The organism is Streptomyces sp. NPDC043427 (genome assembly GCF_056436655.1).
This window is the reverse complement of record NZ_JBWKCC010000012.1, coordinates 150,028-166,820: the sequence shown is the minus strand read 5'-3', so window position 1 is coordinate 166,820 and position 16,793 is coordinate 150,028. Positions and strand designations below refer to the sequence as shown.

General features: G+C 71.7%; 15 protein-coding genes. 12 read left to right on the top strand and 3 right to left on the bottom strand.

Annotated features, from left to right (window positions below; translation table 11 throughout):
* Nucleotides 1-240 precede the first annotated feature (240 nt).
* The 6 genes from AC067M_RS21065 to AC067M_RS21040 all read left to right on the top strand — a co-directional run bounded on the left by AC067M_RS21065 (nucleotide 241) and on the right by AC067M_RS21040 (nucleotide 5,498).
* On the top strand, nucleotides 241-1,020 hold the full coding sequence (locus tag AC067M_RS21065) for a helix-turn-helix transcriptional regulator (RefSeq protein WP_478698529.1): 780 nt from the start codon (nucleotides 241-243) through the stop codon (nucleotides 1,018-1,020).
* Nucleotides 1,021-1,120: 100 nt separating this feature from the next.
* Nucleotides 1,121-1,912, top strand: a complete 792-nt coding sequence (locus AC067M_RS21060) for a LuxR family transcriptional regulator (protein ID WP_478698528.1) — start codon at nucleotides 1,121-1,123, stop codon at nucleotides 1,910-1,912.
* 191 nt (nucleotides 1,913-2,103) lie between these two features.
* Nucleotides 2,104-3,048 carry an ACP S-malonyltransferase gene (locus AC067M_RS21055; RefSeq protein WP_478698527.1) on the top strand — a complete coding sequence of 315 codons (945 nt, stop codon included), beginning with the start codon at nucleotides 2,104-2,106 and terminating at the stop codon, nucleotides 3,046-3,048.
* The gene (locus tag AC067M_RS21050) at nucleotides 3,045-3,806 is read left to right on the top strand and encodes an IclR family transcriptional regulator (protein ID WP_478698526.1); all 762 of its coding nucleotides are present in this window, start codon (nucleotides 3,045-3,047) and stop codon (nucleotides 3,804-3,806) included. Before AC067M_RS21055 ends, AC067M_RS21050 begins: the two co-directional genes overlap by 4 nt.
* A 122-nt stretch (nucleotides 3,807-3,928) precedes the next feature.
* A complete protein-coding gene (locus AC067M_RS21045; RefSeq protein WP_478698525.1) occupies nucleotides 3,929-5,089 on the top strand; it encodes a beta-ketoacyl synthase N-terminal-like domain-containing protein in 1,161 nt (386 codons plus the stop codon).
* Nucleotides 5,090-5,144: 55 nt separating this feature from the next.
* The gene (locus AC067M_RS21040) at nucleotides 5,145-5,498 is read left to right on the top strand and encodes a hypothetical protein (protein ID WP_478698524.1); all 354 of its coding nucleotides are present in this window, start codon (nucleotides 5,145-5,147) and stop codon (nucleotides 5,496-5,498) included.
* Between the two features lie 24 nt (nucleotides 5,499-5,522).
* On the opposite strand, the gene AC067M_RS21035 is transcribed toward AC067M_RS21040, so the two are convergent.
* Nucleotides 5,523-6,200, bottom strand: a complete 678-nt coding sequence (locus tag AC067M_RS21035) for a hypothetical protein (protein WP_478698523.1) — start codon at nucleotides 6,198-6,200, stop codon at nucleotides 5,523-5,525.
* A 184-nt stretch (nucleotides 6,201-6,384) separates the two neighbouring features.
* On the opposite strand from AC067M_RS21035, the gene AC067M_RS21030 reads away from it, so the two are divergent.
* The 4 genes from AC067M_RS21030 (at nucleotide 6,385) to AC067M_RS21015 (ending at nucleotide 12,280) form a co-directional block, all read left to right on the top strand.
* A complete protein-coding gene (locus AC067M_RS21030) occupies nucleotides 6,385-7,371 on the top strand; it encodes a polyprenyl synthetase family protein (protein ID WP_478698522.1) in 987 nt (328 codons plus the stop codon).
* Nucleotides 7,372-7,381: 10 nt separating this feature from the next.
* Nucleotides 7,382-8,929, top strand: a complete 1,548-nt coding sequence (locus AC067M_RS21025) for an acyl-CoA carboxylase subunit beta (RefSeq protein WP_478698521.1) — start codon at nucleotides 7,382-7,384, stop codon at nucleotides 8,927-8,929.
* An 11-nt stretch (nucleotides 8,930-8,940) separates the two neighbouring features.
* Nucleotides 8,941-9,177, top strand: a complete 237-nt coding sequence (locus AC067M_RS21020; RefSeq protein WP_478698520.1) for an acyl-CoA carboxylase subunit epsilon — start codon at nucleotides 8,941-8,943, stop codon at nucleotides 9,175-9,177.
* 100 nt (nucleotides 9,178-9,277) lie between these two features.
* The gene (locus AC067M_RS21015) at nucleotides 9,278-12,280 is read left to right on the top strand and encodes an AfsR/SARP family transcriptional regulator (RefSeq protein WP_478698519.1); all 3,003 of its coding nucleotides are present in this window, start codon (nucleotides 9,278-9,280) and stop codon (nucleotides 12,278-12,280) included.
* Nucleotides 12,281-12,323: 43 nt separating this feature from the next.
* On the opposite strand, the gene AC067M_RS21010 is transcribed toward AC067M_RS21015, so the two are convergent.
* Nucleotides 12,324-12,554 (bottom strand): hypothetical protein, encoded by a 231-nt coding sequence (locus tag AC067M_RS21010; RefSeq protein ID WP_478698518.1) that lies wholly within the window; start codon nucleotides 12,552-12,554, stop codon nucleotides 12,324-12,326.
* Nucleotides 12,555-12,770: 216 nt separating this feature from the next.
* On the opposite strand from AC067M_RS21010, the gene AC067M_RS21005 reads away from it, so the two are divergent.
* Entirely contained in the window at nucleotides 12,771-14,705 is a 1,935-nt protein-coding gene (locus AC067M_RS21005; protein WP_478698517.1) for an AfsR/SARP family transcriptional regulator, read from the top strand.
* Between the two features lie 83 nt (nucleotides 14,706-14,788).
* Here AC067M_RS21005 and AC067M_RS21000 read toward each other — a convergent pair whose 3' ends face one another.
* Nucleotides 14,789-15,028 (bottom strand): DUF6269 family protein, encoded by a 240-nt coding sequence (locus tag AC067M_RS21000; protein ID WP_478698516.1) that lies wholly within the window; start codon nucleotides 15,026-15,028, stop codon nucleotides 14,789-14,791.
* Nucleotides 15,029-15,186: 158 nt separating this feature from the next.
* Between AC067M_RS21000 and AC067M_RS20995 the strand changes: the two genes are divergently transcribed.
* Nucleotides 15,187-16,740, top strand: a complete 1,554-nt coding sequence (locus AC067M_RS20995) for a tryptophan 7-halogenase (protein WP_478698515.1) — start codon at nucleotides 15,187-15,189, stop codon at nucleotides 16,738-16,740.
* The last annotated feature ends 53 nt before the right edge of the window (nucleotides 16,741-16,793 follow it).

Below are 16,793 nucleotides of genomic sequence, written 5' to 3'. Positions count from 1 at the left end.
CCGGGGTATGCGGGCAGTTTGCTGACAAGGCCCCTAACGGGAGTAACTGATGAGGCCCGGTTGACTGAATGTGATCACTCGAACTACTGTCGGAGAGAATCCGGTCGGCTCCTTATGGCTGTAAAGTTAATTGACCGATAAACAGTTGTAGCCATCAGATTTATGGGGCGAGCCTGTGACGCTCGTGACCGGCAAGAGCCGTGCGGGAGTGGGACCCGGTGCCGCTATAGGGGGAGCTTGATGTCGGATGGATTAGTTGCACCAGGGGGCACCGGCGGGGCCGAGGAGTCGCCCACAGCCGATTACTCCGCCGGGCTGGAAGAAGCGCTGCTGCAGGCGGGTGCGTTGATCGATTCCACCGTCCTGCTGCACCGGCAGCGCTCGGGGTTGCCGACTCCGGTGGCGCGAACGGGCGGGGTGCCGATCGGCCGCGCGCTCGAGTCGCTCATCGGCCGGACCCGGCACACGGTGTGCGTCGCGCTGACCGAGACCGGCGAATTCGCCGACGTCGTGGTGCGGTCGCTGACCAGGATCTCGGACCGGGCGGCCGTGCGGATCCTGTGCACGGCGGAGGCGACGCACTCCTCGCTGGCCCGACTGGCCCAGCTCGCCGACAGCCGGCTCGAGGTGCGGGTGTCGGAGAGCGAGCTGCGCGAGACGCTGGTGGTCGACGGCGTGGCCGCACTGGTGCGGGGAGCGGAGGGAGCTGGAGGCCAGGCCGCCATCGTGAACGACGCCGCCGCGGTGCGCGCCCTCGAACTGCTCTTCGCCGGTGCCTGGTCCCGCGGCCGGAGGCTCGCCGACCATCTCCAGCTGAGCCCCCGGCTCCGCACCGAACTCGCCAGGAACATCCTGGAGCGGCTGCGCGCGGGCAACACCGACGAGACGGCAGCGCGCGAACTCAATGTGTCCCTTCGGACGTATCGGCGTTACGTCGCGGAGATCATGCGCGAACTCGACGCGCACTCCCGCTTCCAGGCCGGAGTCCGGGCCGTGGAGTTCGGACTGCTTTCGGAGTAACGAGCGAGACCGACCAGGAGAGCCGTAGGAGCGGAGCCGTCCCGTACGAGGGCCCGCCCGTCGGCGCTCAACGCCAAGAGCCAAGGTGGTGGAACACTACGTGTCCAACGGGGGAGGCGACGAGCTGGAGCATGCCCTGCTCCAGGTCAGGGCGCTGATCGAGTCGACGGTCGCCCTGCACAGGGACCGAAGTCTCCAGGAAGGTCTGATCACCGGCATCGAGAGCGGCTACGACGCCGTGCTCGACGAGGCGGAGAAGCTCATTTCGGGCGCCTCCCGGAGCATCGACATCGTGCACGCACGCCGGCTCGGCGCCGACGAACGGTCCGCACGCACGGAGCGGGAACTGATCTACGGTGCGCGTGAGGGCGTGGGCGTTCGGCTGCTGTCCAGTCCCGCCCTCCTCGACGAGGACTACGTGCGCGAACAACTGGACAGGGAACGGCCCGTGGCCATCCGGATCGCTCGGGTCCCCCCGCTGCAGGCGATGATCGTGGACGGCAGTTCCGCGCTGGTGACGGCCGATTCGGCGGTCGGCCGCCGGGCGTCGGTGATCCGGGTGCCGGAAGTCCTCAACACGCTGCAGACGCTCTTCGAGAGCGTGTGGGTGCGTGCCGTGCCCGCAGGCGAGCGCACGGTCTTCGGGGACCACTACCGGGCGGAGCTCGCCCGGCAGATACTCGGTGCGCTCCAGGCCGGAGTCACGGACGAGGTGGCGGCACGTGAACTGACCGTCTCCGTCCGTACCTACCGGCGCCATGTCGCGGAGATCATGACCCTGCTCGGTGCGAATTCCCGCTTCCAGGCGGGGGTCCGCGCAGCCGAGCTGGGATTGCTGCCACCCGCGGCCGGACCGGGTACGGAACGCGGAGGCCCGCTGGCAATTTCCTGAAAGGTCCGTTGCCGCCCGCTCGCACGGCCCACTTGTATGAGGCGTCAGGAACGGGGGATCCGTCCGGATGGCGGGCCCCTTCCCCGACGGCCGGTACCCCCGTTGAGCCGTCGGTGCACGAGGCCGGTCACCTGAGCCCAGGTGGCCGGCCGCGCGTGCCCCTCGATGAGCGTCGTGCGGAAGGCGGGTTCATGAATCACGTACCGGTCGGCCTGGTGTTTCCCGGGCAGGGAACACAGAAACAGGGAATGGGCGAGCCCTGGCGAGACACCCCGTCCTGGGAGCTCACCGCGGAAGTCTCCGCCGCCACGGGGGAGGACCTCTCCGAACTGCTCCTGCACACTCCCGGCGAGTACCTTCGACGCACCGATCTCGCCCAGCTCAGTGTGTTCACCGTCTCGTTGATCGCCCACGCCGAAGCCGTGCGCGGCGACGCACTCGGCGGTCCCGTCGTGGCCTGCGCGGGACACAGCCTCGGCGAGTACGCGGCCCTCGTCGTGGCCGGCGCCCTCACGGTCGGCGGCGCCGCGGCCCTGGTCGCCGCCCGGGGACGTGCCATGCGCGAGGCGGCGCTGGCCCGCGAGGGCACGATGGGCGTGGTGGTGGCGGCGCCCCTGGCAGAGGTGGAGGCCCTCGTGCGCGAGATTCGTGCCGAGGGCGGCCAGGTGTGGGTCGCCAATGTCAACGCCCCTGGGCAGACGGTGGTTTCCGGGGCGCCCGACGCGCTCGCGGAGGTGGCGGGACGAGCCGCGTCGATCGGGGGAAGGATGCTCGACCTCCGGGTCGGTGGAGCCTTCCACAGCCCGTACATGGCCCCCGCCGCCGACGCGCTGACCCGTGCGCTGGGGGAGGCGTCCTTCGCCCCCGCGCATCTGCCGGTGGTGGCCAACGTCGACGCGGTGGCGTACTCGGCCGACGGCGACTGGCCGACGCTCTGCGTCCGGCAGCTCACCTCCCCGGTGCTGTGGGAGGAGAGCGTGCACACCCTGACCCGTCGGCTCGGCTGCCGCCGGCTCGTCGAACTGGGCCCGGGGCGGACCCTGGCCGGGCTGATCCGCCGCATCGACCGGGACGTCGAGGTCGTCTCCGTGGACAGCCCCGAAGCTGTTCCCGCCCGACCGGTGAGTGAACGGTGACAGTCGCGACCCGGCAGCCGAAAAGGGTCAGCGGGATCGGAGTGCTCGACAAGGCCTCGACCCTCCTCGACCTCGTGGAGAAGGGCCCGGCGTCTCTGGCGGAGCTGGTCGCCGGCAGCGGGTTCGCCCGTCCGACCGTGCACCGGATCGCACTCGGGATGGAGAGCCTCGGGCTGCTCGCCCGGGACTTCCGGGGACGTTTCGTCCTCGGCCCGAGGCTGGGGAACATGGCCGTCGAGGTGCAGCGCGACCACCTGGTCAAGGCGGCCTCGCCGGTACTGGCCGACCTGCAGACGCTGACCGGCCTCGACGCTCGGCTCTTCCGGCGCCGTGGTGCCCAGCAGATCTGTGTCGCCACCGCCGCCGACGCCACCGGGGGCAGAGAGGATGTGCCGGTCGGCACGGCACGCTCGCTCAAGGCCGGCCCGGTCGCCCAGATCCTGCTCGCCTGGGAGGAGCCCGAGGAACTCTACGAGGGGCTCCGCAGCGCCCGTTTCACCGCCGCGCAGCTCTCCCTCGTGCGGCGCCGCGGCTGGTCGCACGGCCCCGACGCGATGGTGCCCGGGGCCGTGTCGATCGCGGTGCCGGTACGCGCCAAGGGGAAACGGGTGGTGGCCGCCCTGGCCCTCACCGGAGCGCAGCCCCGTATGCCCGCGACACCGGGCCGGCTGCTGCTCGGCGCGGTGGTCGACGCGGCGGGCGAACTCGGGGACACGCTGGTGGAATCCGGCACCGCTCCATGGGCGCGAACGCGGTAGTTCCTGCCGTGGCTGGCAGCAACGTGTCCGCTTCGTTGTGGGGGTGCCGAGCCCCCCACAGCATGGAGTCCGAGCCGTCCGCCGGTCCGTCGGGGCCGACCGATCCGCAAAGGGGAACAGGCGTGTCCACTGCTGTGCGTGCCGAGCCGGTGAGCCGTCCCATCGTCGGGATGGGTGCTGTGGCGGCCACCGGGTCAGACGTCGACGAACTCTTCGAGAGCCTCTGTATGGGAGGGGGCGGCCAGGCGGAACTCCGGGGCTTCGACCGGTCCCCGTTCCCTGCCCCGTACGGCCACGCGGTGTACGACCGGCCGGCCCCGGGCGCGGACGTGGCGGGCCGTGCCACCCGGCTGCTGCTCGACGCGGTCGGCCAGGCCGCGGCGGACGCCGACCTCGGAGAGGATCTGAGCGGCGTTCCGGTCCTGGTCGGCACCGGAGTGCGGGAGCCGCGCCCCCTGGAGCTGTGGTGGCGGGACGGATCCCCCTTCGCCGACTCCGGCCTCGACTTCGGCACCGCGCTGCGCGAGCGCTTCGGCGTCGAGGTCACCCACACCTTCGCGAACGCCTGCTCGGCGTCGCTGTACGCGCTGGCGCTCGCCTTCGACCTGCTGGGCCAGGAGGGCGACGACGCTCTGGACACGGTGATCGTCGCCGGTGTCGACGTGGCGACCGAGTCCCTGCCGGACTCGCCGCTCGAACGGGCCCGCCCCTTGGGCGGGGACGGCCGGTGCGTCTCCCTGGGGGACGGCGCCGCCGCGATCGTGTTGCGCCGGGCAGACTGCCCGGCGGCCCGGGTCCACGGCCGTCTGCGGGGCGTGGCGTTCGACTGTGACGACCACGGGCCCACCGCGCTCTCGGCGGACGGAATCGCCGCGGTCATGCGCTCCGCACACCGACTCGCCGGAGTGAAGGCGTCCGATGTCGACCTCGTGATGCTGGACGGCAGGGGGCCCTCGGAGACGACGACGGCGGAGGCCTTCGCGCTCGCCACCGTCCTCGGCGACGCCGCGTCGGCCCCGCTGATGACCGCCGTGAAGTCGACGACCGGACAGCCCTCCGGAGCCTCCGGTCTGCTCAGCCTGATCGTGGGGATCCGCGCCCTGAACCAGGGACGGGTGCCGCCGACCGCCGTTGCGGGCGACCGGGCGGGCCAGGCCGTGCCGTTCCGCTTCGTCACCGGCCGGGCGAGCGACGGGCAGCGGCTGAACGTGGCGCAGCTCAACGCTTTCGGGCTCGGCGGTATCAACGCCGTCGCCATAGTGGAAGGAACCGAGCGCTCATGAACGCTTCCGGCATGGCGACGGGTGTGCCCCTCATCGAGGGCAAGGCCGTGGGGACGTGACGGCGGAACGGGAGCAGCCCCGAGGGGACGTTCCGTGGCTGCTCCTCGTCGAGAGCCGGGGGCACGACGGCGAGCCGGACGGTTTCCGGCAGGATGCCGTCACTCAGGTGCTCATGGGGAACCCGGTGGTGTTCCTCCTGGTGGAGGAGGGCGTGGTGCTGGCCGTCCCGGAGAGCGACGCCGATCTCGACCGGTTCCAGAAGGAGGGCGGGACCCTGGCCGCCGACCGTTTCTCGTTGGCGCAACGAGGCATGGACAAGGCCCCGCTGCGCGCGGGAACGCGGGTCACCGGCATGGACGAGGTGGCGGGCTGGATCCTCGACCCTTCCGTGCGCGTCGTCTGGCACTGACCCCGCCGGGCGTCCTCGGTCCGGTCACTCGCAGCCTCGCTGCCAGTTCCATCCGACGAAGGTGTGCTTGAGCTCGACGTCGAAGGTGCAGGTGGCGGTCGCGTCCGCGTTGAGCTTCACATGCGAGTGGTGGGCGTTGGCGTACCAGTCGCCGGTGGGGTCGAAGACGCCCTTGTACGTGAAGTCCGCGGCGGCCTCGTGGTTGACGACGGAACAGCCGGTGGCGCAGTCCTGCTTGTCGGTGGCGGACTTCAGCGACCAGCCGGCGTCCCAGGGCTCACGGTTCCACTCCTGGGTCGCGGTGGTGGTGGCCGTGCTGATCCGGCCGTTGGCGGCGCTCCAGTCGGCGGTCGAGTACAGGCCGGTCATCCGGATGTTGCAGCAGTCGTACATCTCGTTCCAGCTGCGGATCCGACGACTGGTCGAGGCGGCCGCGACGGCCGGCGCACCGGACTTGGCGGTGGCGGAGACCGGAACGTAGCGAACGGGCCCCGGTTGCGGCTCGCAGTCCTCACCGATGGTGACCGTCTGCTGTACGGACATTCCGGCCGGGGGCACCGGGAGCGACCCGGAGAGCTTGACGGTGCCGCACGACTGTGCGGTGTCCTGTCCGGTCGCGGGCGCGGCGGTCGCCGAACCGCCGAGGACGGAAACGAGACCGACTGCGGCGAGCGTGGCGGAGGCGAATCGCATGTATCGCATTTCTGAATTCTCTTTCTCGGGACGCGGTTCTTCGATCTGGAGAGTAATGGCCGCAATTTGACGGCGAGTCGAGGTGGCGAAGGGTTGGCACCTTCATGTCACCCCTGTTGGAGGAAAGTCGGGCGGGCTGCCAGAGTCGCCATGGATCGCCCCTATTCGGGCGAGGAAAAGGAGGCTCATTCACATGCGCGCGACCGCGATGTCCGGGCCGACCCGGCATCATTCCGGCCTCCTGGGACTGCTCGGCCTGGAATCACCCGAGTTCGAGTCGCGTGTGGGTGAGTCTTTGGACGTGGCCGAGGAACGACTGCGGGACTGCGTGCTCGGTGCTCCCGAGCCGGGCGTCGCCGCCGAACTGTCGGACCGTCTCGCCGGGGCGGACGAAGGGCGGCTGCGTCCCCTTCTCGTCCTGCTCGGCGCCGAGTTCGGTGAGTCGTGGCGGGAAGGGGTGACCGAGGCGGCCGTCATGGTCGAGCTGCTGCACCTCTCCTCGGCCGCCGACGCGCACCGCAGCGCGACGCCCGGCACCGACTGGCTGCTGGCCCGCTCCGCCCAGCTCGCCGCCGCTCTCGGCACGCACGCCCTGCAACTCAGCGCGCAGACCGTTGGCCGCCTCGCGGCGGGACAGCTGCGTCAACTCGCCGGGCCGGCCCCCGGGGAGGATCCCGTCGCCCACTACTTCGAGGTGACCGCGGGCCGGACCGCCGCGCTGCTCGCCCTGTCCCTGGGCATGGGAGCGCTGCAGGCCGGTGCCCCCGACCGGTGTGCCCGGGCCCTGATCGACTACGGGGAACACCTCGGTGTCGCCCTCCGGATCGCCGACGACCTGCTCGTTTCGACCCCGCCGGCCCCGGACACCGGCGACGCGCCCGACCACGACCCGTTCTCCGGGGCCCCCGGCCTGCCCGTGCTGATCGCCCGGTCCGACACCACCGCGCGCGGCGCGGAACTGCGCCGCCTGCTCACGGGCGGCGCGCCGGCCGGAGCGGACCGGAGGCGGGCCCGGGAGCTGTTGCGCACCGCCCCCGCCACCCGGCGGGCAGAGGCGGCCCTGCACGGGTGGCTGGCCGCGGCCGTCGCCGCGGTCGGCGTCCTGCCCTCGCTGCCCGCGCGCCGCGCGCTCTACGCGCTGTGCGACTTCGTCGCCGCACGAACCAGCCGGACCACATGAGGAGTTGGCCATGACGATGCACGACCGGGTGGGCGAGCTCGCGCTGATCCGCGACGAGGTACTCGAAGGCGTCGCCCGGGCCACGCAGGCCCAGCACGCCAAAGGGAAACTGACCGCGCGCGAGCGACTCGCGCTCCTCTTCGACGAGGGGTCCTTCACCGAGATCGAGCAGCTGCGCAGACACCGGGCCACGGGTTTCGGCCTGGAGGCCAAGAGGCCGCACACCGACGGGGTGGTGACCGGCTGGGGCACGGTCGAGGGGCGTACGGTCTTCGCCTTCGCCCACGACTTCCGGATCTTCGGCGGCGCGCTCGGCGAGGCCCACGCCACGAAGATCCACAAGGTGATGGACCTCGCGATCGCCGCCGGAGCCCCCCTGGTCTCCCTCAACGACGGCGCCGGCGCCCGTATCCAGGAAGGCGTCTCGGCCCTGGCGGGCTACGGCGGCATCTTCCAGCGCAACACCAGGGCCTCGGGCGTGATTCCGCAGATCAGCGTGATGCTCGGCCCGTGCGCGGGCGGCGCGGCCTACAGTCCGGCGCTGACCGACTTCGTGTTCATGGTCCGGGACACCTCGCAGATGTTCATCACCGGCCCCGACGTGGTGCGCGCGGTCACCGGGGAGGAGATCACCCAGAACGGCCTCGGTGGAGCCGACGTGCACGCCGAGACCTCTGGAGTGGCGCACTTCGCCTACGACGACGAGGAGACCTGCCTCGCCGAGGTCCGCTACCTGCTCTCCCTGCTGCCGGCCAACAACCGTGAGACGCCACCGGCCGCACGAGCGCAGGACCCGGCCGACCGGCGGTGCGAACGGCTGCTGGAGCTGGTGCCGCTCGACGGCAGCCGCCCGTACGACATGCACGAGGTGATCGCCGAACTCGTCGACGACGGCGAGTACATGGAGGTGCACGAGCGCTGGGCCACCAGTGTCATCACGGTCCTCGCCCGGCTCGACGGCCAGGTGGTCGGTGTCGTCGCCAACCAGCCGCAGTCCTTCGCGGGGGTGCTCGACATCCACTCCTCGGAGAAGGCCGCGCGCTTCGTCCAGATGTGCGACGCCTTCAACATCCCGCTGGTCACCCTGGTCGACGTGCCCGGCTTCCTCCCCGGGGTCGACCAGGAGCACGGCGGGATCATCCGGCACGGTGCCAAACTCCTGTACGCGTACTGCAACGCCACGGTCCCGCGGGTGCAGGTGATCCTGCGCAAGGCGTACGGCGGCGCGTACATCGTGATGGACTCCCGCTCCATCGGCACGGACATATCGCTGGCCTGGCCGACCAACGAGATCGCCGTGATGGGCGCCGAGGGCGCGGCCAACGTGGTCTTCCGGCGGCAGATCCAGGCGGCCGACGATCCGGAGGCCACCCGGGCGCAACTGGTCAAGGAGTACAAGTCCGAGCTGATGCACCCCTACTACGCGGCGGAACGCGGCCTCGTCGACGATGTGATCGACCCCGCCGACACCCGCTCCGCGCTGGTCCGCGCCCTGGCCATGCTCCGCGCCAAGCACGCCTCGCTGCCCTCCCGTAAGCACGGCAACCCCCCCATATAGAGGAGACCGCCATGCCGGCGTCAGCGTTCGACGGGCCGCTGGGCCCCACCCTGTTCAAGGTCATCAACGGCGCGCCCTCCGCGGAGGAGCTCGCCGCCGTCACCGCGGTCCTCACCGCTTTGGCGGTCACCGCCGGAGCCGAGACCGAAGCCGGCTCGCTCCCGGCGTCGGACATCGCGGAATGGAATCGTCCCGAACTCCTCCCACCGGCCTCCTGGATGGCGGCCCGGCGCTCGGCTGGCAGCTAGCTGCCAGCTTCGTTGAAGGCCCTGATCCTCTCTGTTAGTCAGTGCAAAAGCGGTACGAACGGGTCATTCAGAGACCGGCCGCAATATCGGGAGGCAGCTCGTGCTTCAGGTCGTGTTCCGGATCCTGGGGCCATTGGACATCAGTGCCGACGGACAGCCGGTGGTCCTCACCGGCGCCCGCCAGCGCACCATCATGTCGATGCTGCTGCTCGCCCCCGACCGGGTCGTCTCCGTCGACGCACTCGCCGACGCGGTCTGGCACGGTACCCCGCCCCCGACCGCCCGCAACCAGATCGCGATCTGCGTCTCGGCCCTGCGCAAGACGCTCAAGGCGGCGGCCGGGGCCGACGACATGCTCGTCACCAGCCACCCCGGCTACATGCTGTTCACCGGTGAACACCGCATCGACGCCGTCGAGTTCGACGAGTGCACCGCTCTGGGCCGGGAGGCCGCCCGCAGCGGCCGGCCCGAGGAGGCCTGCGCCCACTTCTCGGACGCCCTCGCCATGTGGCGCGGCCCCGCCCTGGACGGGATCCCGGCCGAACGCGTCGAGGCCGAGGCGGCCCGGCTGACCGAGATGCGGCTCGACGTGTACGAGGAGTACATGGGGCTGCGGCTGGAACTGGGCCAGCACCGCGAGGTGATCGGCGAACTCGCCGCCTTCGTGCGCGAACACCCGCTGCGGGAGCAGGCCACGGCCCACCTGATGCTCGCCCAGTACCGCTCGGGCCGGCGCGCCGAGGCGATGGAGACCTACCGCGAGGGCCGCAAGGTGCTCGCCGACGACCTCGGCATCGACCCCGGGCCCGCGCTCCGGGAACTGCACGAGCAGATCCTCGCCGACTCCCCGCGGCTCAGCCTCCCCGCGGAGCTGGTGATGCCGGTCCCGTCGGCGACCGTGCCCGCTCATCTGCCCTCCAGCGTCGCCTCGTTCACCGGACGCAACCCCGAACTCGCCACTCTGGACCGGCTGCTGGACCTTCTGGACGGACCGGCTCTGCCTGTCGGATCGATCACCGGCATCGGAGGCGTGGGCAAGACCGCCCTCGCCGTGCGCTGGGCGCACCAGGTCGCCGGCCGGTTCCCCGACGGCCAGCTCTTCGCCGACATGCGCGGCTACGACGAGGAGGCACCGCGCCTCCCCGGTGCCGTACTCGACCGGTTCCTGCGCGCCCTCGGTGTGCCCGGACCCCAGATCCCCTCCGACCCCAACGAGCGCACCGCGCTCTTCCGCAGCGTCCTCGACGGCCGACGTGTCCTGATCGTCCTCGACAACGCCCGCTCCTTCCGGCAGATACGCCCGCTGCTGCCCGGCTCCGGACGCTGCTGCGTCCTGGTCACCAGCCGTGACCCGATGGGCGGCGCGCTCGCCGGTGACTACGCCTTCGTACCGCTGAACCTCGAGGCGCTCGGACAGGACGAGTCGATCGCGCTGCTGTCCAAGGTCGCCGCGGACGGCAGGCTGAGCGCCGACCCGGTGGCCGCCGCCCGGCTCAGCGCCCTGTGCGACCGGCTGCCGCTCGCGCTGCGGATCGCGGCCGCCCGTCTCGCCGCCAAGCCCCACTGGTCGGTCCGGACCCTGGTCTCGCGACTGGAGGACCAGCACCGCAGGCTCGACGAACTCAGCCCGGACGAGCGCGGTGTGCGGGCCGGTCTCCGGCTCAGCTACCGCGACCTGCCGCCCGCCACCGCCCGCATGTTCCGGCTGCTCGGCCATCTGAACGTGCCCGACTTCGCCTCCTGGGCCGGGGCCGCGCTCCTCGACATCGATCCGCTCGACGCGGAGGACCTCATCGAGGAACTGGTCGACGCCCAGATGCTGGTGCCGCTCTCCTCCGCCACCGGCCATGTCCGCTACCGCTTCCAGGACCTTCCCCGGCTGTTCGCCCGTGAGCTGGCGCTCGCCGAGGACACGGAGGACGAGCGGCGCGCCGCCCTGCGGCGCGCCTGCGGGGCGTGGCTGGGGCTCGCCGCCGAAGCCCACCGCAAGGTGTACGGCGGCGACTACACCATCATCCACGGGCAGGCCCCTCTGCGGCCGCTGCCCGGCCATCTGACGGAGAGCCTGCTCGAGGACCCGATGGAGTGGTTCGAGAGCGAGCGCGCCTCGATCACCGGCCTGGTGGACCAGTCCGCCCGGGAGGGCGAGGCCGCGTACGCCTGGGACCTGGCGATCACCAGCGTCACGCTCTTCCAGAACCGCAACTACCTGGAGGACTGGCGTTTCTGCGGCGACCGGGCGTTGGCCGCCGCACGGGCGGTCGGCGACCGGCTCGGCGAGGCCGTGATGCTGCACTCGCTCGGCACGCTGGAGATCGTGCGCTGGGAGTACGAGGCAGCCTACGGTCATCTCGACGTGGCGCTGCGCCTGTTCGAGGCGCTGGAGGAGGAACAAGGGGAGAAACGGGCGAAGGGGCGGGCCCTGGTGCTCCGCAACCTGGTGCTGTGCGAACGCCATCGCGGGGACCTGGACGCGGCGCGGGAGCTGGGACACCGCTCGCTGGAGATCTTCCGCACGGTCGGAGACCACTACGCGGAGGCTCATGTGCTCGGTCTGCTGGCCCAGATCGAGCTGGAGCGCGGCCGGCCGCAGGCGAGCCTGGTGCTGTCCTCCGAGGCGGTCGCCAGAAGCCGCGGCCTGGGAAGCGTACGCGGGGAGGCACAGAGCACGGTCCGTCTCGCCGAGGCGCTGATCCACCAGGGGGAGGGCGAACGGGCGGAGGACGCCTGCCGTCGGGCGCTGGAACTCGTACGCAGCAGTGGTGACCGGCGCGGTGAGGCGCATGCCCTGCGGGCCCTGGGCGAGGCGTTGTGGCGCCAGGACAAGAACGAGGAGGCCGAAGCCGTGCTCGATCTGGCGCTGTCGGTCGCCGGCAAGGTGCCGGACCGTTTCCTGGAGGCACGGGCCGGGGTGCTCCTCGGCTGTGTGCGTGCCCTGCTCGGGGAACGGGCCGGGGCCGCGGCCTGCTTCAAGACGGCGGGTGACCTCTTCTCCGAGGTCGGGGCGCCGTCCTGGCGGGAGAGGACGACCCGGCTGCTGACGGCGCTCGGTGAGGAGGAGCGGGTCGAGCCGGCGGGGCTGTTCGAGTTGGTGCGGCCCTGAGGGGCCGGGAGCTCAGGATCGGGTCACGCCGGGGCAGGTCGGGTCACGTCCACGGGTCGTCGATGTCGGCTCCGGCCGGAGCGGCGGTCCAGGGGTCGTCGATGCCGGCTCCGGCCGGAGCGGCGGTCCACGGGTCGTCGATGGCGACTCCGGCGACCGTCCGGTCCGTCTGCGGGCCGGTGAGCTGAGCGGCACCGGCACCGGCCGCCGAGAGGAGCAGGACCAGGCCGGTGGTGACGACTGCCTTGGCCGAGGTGATGACGAAGCGCTGCATGACACTCTCCTGAGGGTTGCTCCACGATGCGGGCCCGCTCTGAGCGGTTGCCCTGCGGTATGCAGAAAAAGCTACGAGGACGGCTTTTTCCGGCGGTTTCGTCTCGCTTTCGCGGGCACGAAATCGCTCCGACATCGGTGAAAAAGACCAGCTCAGTAGCTTTTCGCGGCAGATGGCCCCGGGCGTGGAGCGGGCCCGCGCAGCGAGGAGGACGCCATGGACTTCAAGATCCTCGGCTCGGTGTCGGCCGAGTCCGGGGGACGCGCGGTCCCCCTCGACGGCAGCAAGCAGCGCACCGTGCTCGCCGCCCTGCTGCTGGCCCACGGCAAGGTCATGACGGACGAGCGGCTCACCACGCTGGTGTGGGGCTTCGACCCGCCGGCGACGAGCACCAACCAGCTCTACACCTATGTGTCGAGACTGCGCACCCGCCTGGCCCCCGGGATCGGCCTGCGACGCAGCGGTCCCGGCTATCGGATGGACATCGGCGACGCCACGTTCGACTGGGAGACCTTCCGGGCGCTGGCCGAGTCGGGCGGCGCGGACCTGCGGGCCGGGCGGTACGCCGACGCCGAGCGCCGGCTGGCGAGGGCCCTCGCCCTCTGGAACGGCCCCGCCCTCACGGGCGTCACCGAGCAGCTCGCCGAGGCCGAGGGCACCCGGATGGAAGAGGCCCGGCTCTCCGCCGTGGAGCACCACACGGAGGCCGCGCTCGCCCTGGGCCGCCACACCGAGACCGTGCCCGGCCTGACGCGCCAAGTGGCCCTGCACCCGGTGCGGGAGCGGCTGCGGGGCCAGCTGATGACCGCGCTGTACCGCTGCGGCCGACAGGCCGACGCGCTCGCGCTGTACGAGGAGGGACGCCGCGTCCTCGCCGAGGAGCTGGGCATCGACCCGGGCCCGGCACTGCGCACGCTGTACGAGGAGATCCTCAGGGGCACACTCGCCGCACCGGCCGCACCGGAGCGCGTGGCCGGCACTCCGGCCGGCCCGCCGCCGGGCGCGGACCACGGGGGTGGCTCCCACGAGAGCGAAGCCGCACGCGCCGACTGTGGCCCTCGCGGGAGCGGGAACCCCGGGGCCGTCCATGACGGGGCCGCCGCGCCGGCACGGCTCGGCGCCTCCACTGCGGACGGCGGACGGCAGGGCCTCGTGCCGACGCTTCTCCCCGCCGCCCCCCGCGACTTCACCGGCCGCGACGCCGAGGTGCAGTGGCTGCTCGACGCGCTGCGCGAAGGGCAGGACGTCGTGGTCACCGGCGCGCCGGGAACCGGTACATCGGCCCTGGCCCTGCACTGCGCCGAACGCTGCCGCGACGCCTTCCCCGAGGGCCAGCTCTATGCCGACCTGCGCACCGAGGGCGGCGCGCGCGAACCCGGCGAGGTCCTCGGCTGGTTCCTGCGCGCCCTGGGAGCCGACCCCGACCGGCTGCCCGCGACCCTCGACGAGCGCGCCCAGCTCTACCGGACGTTGCTGACCGGACGGCGGATGCTGATCGTCCTCGACAACGCGACCGACGACGCCCAGGTGCGCCCGCTGCTCCCGGGCTGCGGGGAGAGCCGCATCGTCGTCACGGGCGTGCGCGCCCCGCTGGCCTCGCTCGAAGGGACCCGCCTGATGCGGCTCGGTCCGCTGGAGCCGGGCGACGCCGTGCGGCTGCTCGCCGCTGTCGCCGGTCCCGGCCGCATCGGGGAGGACGCCGAGGCCGTCGTCCGCATCGCCGAGTGCTGTGACCGGCTGCCGCTCGCGCTGCGGATCGCCGGGGCCCGGCTCGCCGCCCGCCCGCAGTTGACCGCCACCCGGCTCGCCGCGCGCCTGGAGCGTCAGGAAAGACGGCTGGGCGAACTGCGGCTCGGCAGCCTGGACGTCGCGGCGGGACTGCGCCGCGTCCTCGACGAGCTGCCGCCCCGCGTCGCCGGCGCCTTCGTCGCCCTGGCCGCGTCCGGCCCGCCGCAGCTCAGCGCCCCCGACGCGGCCGCCGTCCTCGGGACCGCGACCGACGACGCCGAGGACCTCCTGGAACAGCTCGCCGACGCCCGTCTGATGGAGGGCTGGAGCGCCGAAGGGGACACCTGGCCGCGCTATCGCGTCCCGCCGCTCGTCCGGCTCTTCGCCCGCGAGCGGAGCGAGACGGCCCTCGTCGGCGTCTGACGTCGCGCGACTTCTCCCCGCTCCGGTCCTTCGGGGCCTTCCCCCGGCCTGGGGGGAGGCCCCGAAGTGGCGTCCGTGCGGGATCAGCCGCAGCCGCCCGCGTGACCCTCGTCCAGGGTGTATATCTCGGGAGGGCTGTTGAACTTGTGTCCCTGTGCGATGAGTTCGCTCAGTGCGTCGACGTATTCCGCGAGCAGTTCGGCCCACGGCTTGGGGCTGTCACGCAGCAGCTCCTCCCGCTCCCTTGCCGCCTGGTTCTCGATGTACTCGAGGAATTCCAGCGGATGCTGAACCTGGGCAGGGGCGTTCTGGTCTTCACGCATGCTTCCTCCTCTGTTGATGACCGGGCCCCTCGAGGTCCCGCACAAACAGAGTCGGCCGGTTCCCTACGGGAATCCCTGCCTCGTTCTCCACGCCCCTGTACAGGTTTTCGCGCGGCTCGATACAGGTTCCGTACAGACCGTCCGGAAAGCATTTCCATATGGAGAGCAGCATCAGGAGAATCGTCGTCGTCGGCGGCTCGGTCGTCGGCTGGACCGTCGCGGTCCGGCTGGCGCACGCCTTCGGTGGGACGGTCTCCGTCACCGTCCTTCAGACGCCGGCGGAGCTCGCGGACGGGATGGAGACAGAGCAGGTCACGGCTGTCCCGCCGGAGGTTCAGCGGGTGCTGTTCGACCAGTTGGGCGTCGCCGAGAGCGCCTGGATGAGGGCCTGTCAGGCCTCGTTCAGAACGGCCGTTCGCCATGTCAACTGGCGCACCACGGGCGCGGCGGAAGCGGTGGCGCACACTCTTCCGAACGGCGGTGTGGACCATTTCTACCGCCCCTACGCCGATATGCCGGAGTGCGAGAAAAACCCGCTCTCCGACTACTGGCAGACCCGGCGCTTTCACGGGGAGACCGTGGAGCCGTACGATTACGCGTGTTTTCGTGAGCCGCCGCTCATGGATGCGAGGAAATCACCGCGCTGGCTGGACGGACGGGCGGCCCTTCCCTATGGATGGCATGCCGACACCCGTCTGTTCGCCGAGTTCCTACGAGATCTCGCCGTACGGCGTCTCGGAGTGCGCGTCCTTTGTGATCGCCTGCGTGACACCTCGCGCGACGCGAACGGAATGCTCACCGCACTGCACACGGAACAGGGACGGACGGTCACCGGCGATTTCTTTCTGGACTGCACCGGAAAGCAAGCGTTGTTACTGACCGAGGCACTCGGGGAGCCGTTCGAGGACGCGCACGACCGGCTGCTGTGCGACAGCGCCGTCACCGTCACCGTCCCGCACGACGACGACACCCACGGCATCGAGCCGTTCGCCACCGCGACGGCGTCGCCGCACGGCTGGTCCTGGAAGCTGCCGCTGCCCGGCCGCTTCGTCGCCGGACACGTGTACGCCCGACACCTGACGGCCCCGGACGAGGCGGCCCGGGCGCTGTGCGAACTGTGGGGGATCGACCCGGACCGCGCCGAGGTCCGTCAGGTGCGCCACCGCTTCGGACGCAGCCGCCGCTCCTGGGTGGGCAACTGCGTCGCGGCGGGGGCGTCCGCCTTCTCCGTGGAACCGCTGGGGGGCGACGCGCTGACCGAAGCCCTGGACACCGTGGACCGGCTGATCCGTGACTTTCCCTCCCGGGACGCCAGGGACGTCCCCGCGGCCCGCTTCAACCGGGCCGTCGCGGCCCGACAGGCGCGCGCCCTCGACATGGCGCAGCTGCACTACGCGGCCGCGCCCCGCACCGACCCGGGCTTCTGGCGGGCCCAGCGCGAACTGCCCCTCTCCCGCGCGCTGGAGGAGTGCGTGCAGGCCTATCGCGCCGGACTGTCCTCGGACACCGGTGAGGCCGAGCACTACGGTCTGCTCGCGGCTCTGCAGGCGGGGTGTCCCGCGCCGCGTGCCTCGATCGGCCACCGCCTCGACGCACGGCGCGCGGCCGGCGAGTACTTCACCCGGGTGCGGCGCCAGCAGCGCATCCTGCTGGAGACGCTGCCGAGCGCACACGCCTACCTGCGCCGGCTGCACCGACGTGCGGTTGCATGAAGCTGCCACTTCTGTCCGAGTTCGGCCGAGCTGCGCCTAGGGTGGCCCGCGAC

Bases quoted from the DNA above. Each gene is read 5' to 3' on its own strand.
- AC067M_RS21000 (WP_478698516.1), bottom strand. From the start codon at position 15,028: ATGCGTGAAGACCAGAACGCCCCTGCCCAGGTTCAGCATCCGCTGGAA.
- AC067M_RS21020 (WP_478698520.1), top strand. From the start codon at position 8,941: ATGCCGGCGTCAGCGTTCGACGGGCCGCTGGGCCCCACCCTGTTCAAG.
- AC067M_RS21025 (WP_478698521.1), top strand. From the start codon at position 7,382: ATGACGATGCACGACCGGGTGGGCGAGCTCGCGCTGATCCGCGACGAG.
- AC067M_RS21065 (WP_478698529.1), top strand. From the start codon at position 241: ATGTCGGATGGATTAGTTGCACCAGGGGGCACCGGCGGGGCCGAGGAG.
- AC067M_RS21010 (WP_478698518.1), bottom strand. From the start codon at position 12,554: ATGCAGCGCTTCGTCATCACCTCGGCCAAGGCAGTCGTCACCACCGGC.
- AC067M_RS21005 (WP_478698517.1), top strand. From the start codon at position 12,771: ATGGACTTCAAGATCCTCGGCTCGGTGTCGGCCGAGTCCGGGGGACGC.
- AC067M_RS21030 (WP_478698522.1), top strand. From the start codon at position 6,385: ATGCGCGCGACCGCGATGTCCGGGCCGACCCGGCATCATTCCGGCCTC.
- AC067M_RS21055 (WP_478698527.1), top strand. From the start codon at position 2,104: ATGAATCACGTACCGGTCGGCCTGGTGTTTCCCGGGCAGGGAACACAG.
- AC067M_RS21035 (WP_478698523.1), bottom strand. From the start codon at position 6,200: ATGCGATACATGCGATTCGCCTCCGCCACGCTCGCCGCAGTCGGTCTC.
- AC067M_RS20995 (WP_478698515.1), top strand. From the start codon at position 15,187: ATGGAGAGCAGCATCAGGAGAATCGTCGTCGTCGGCGGCTCGGTCGTC.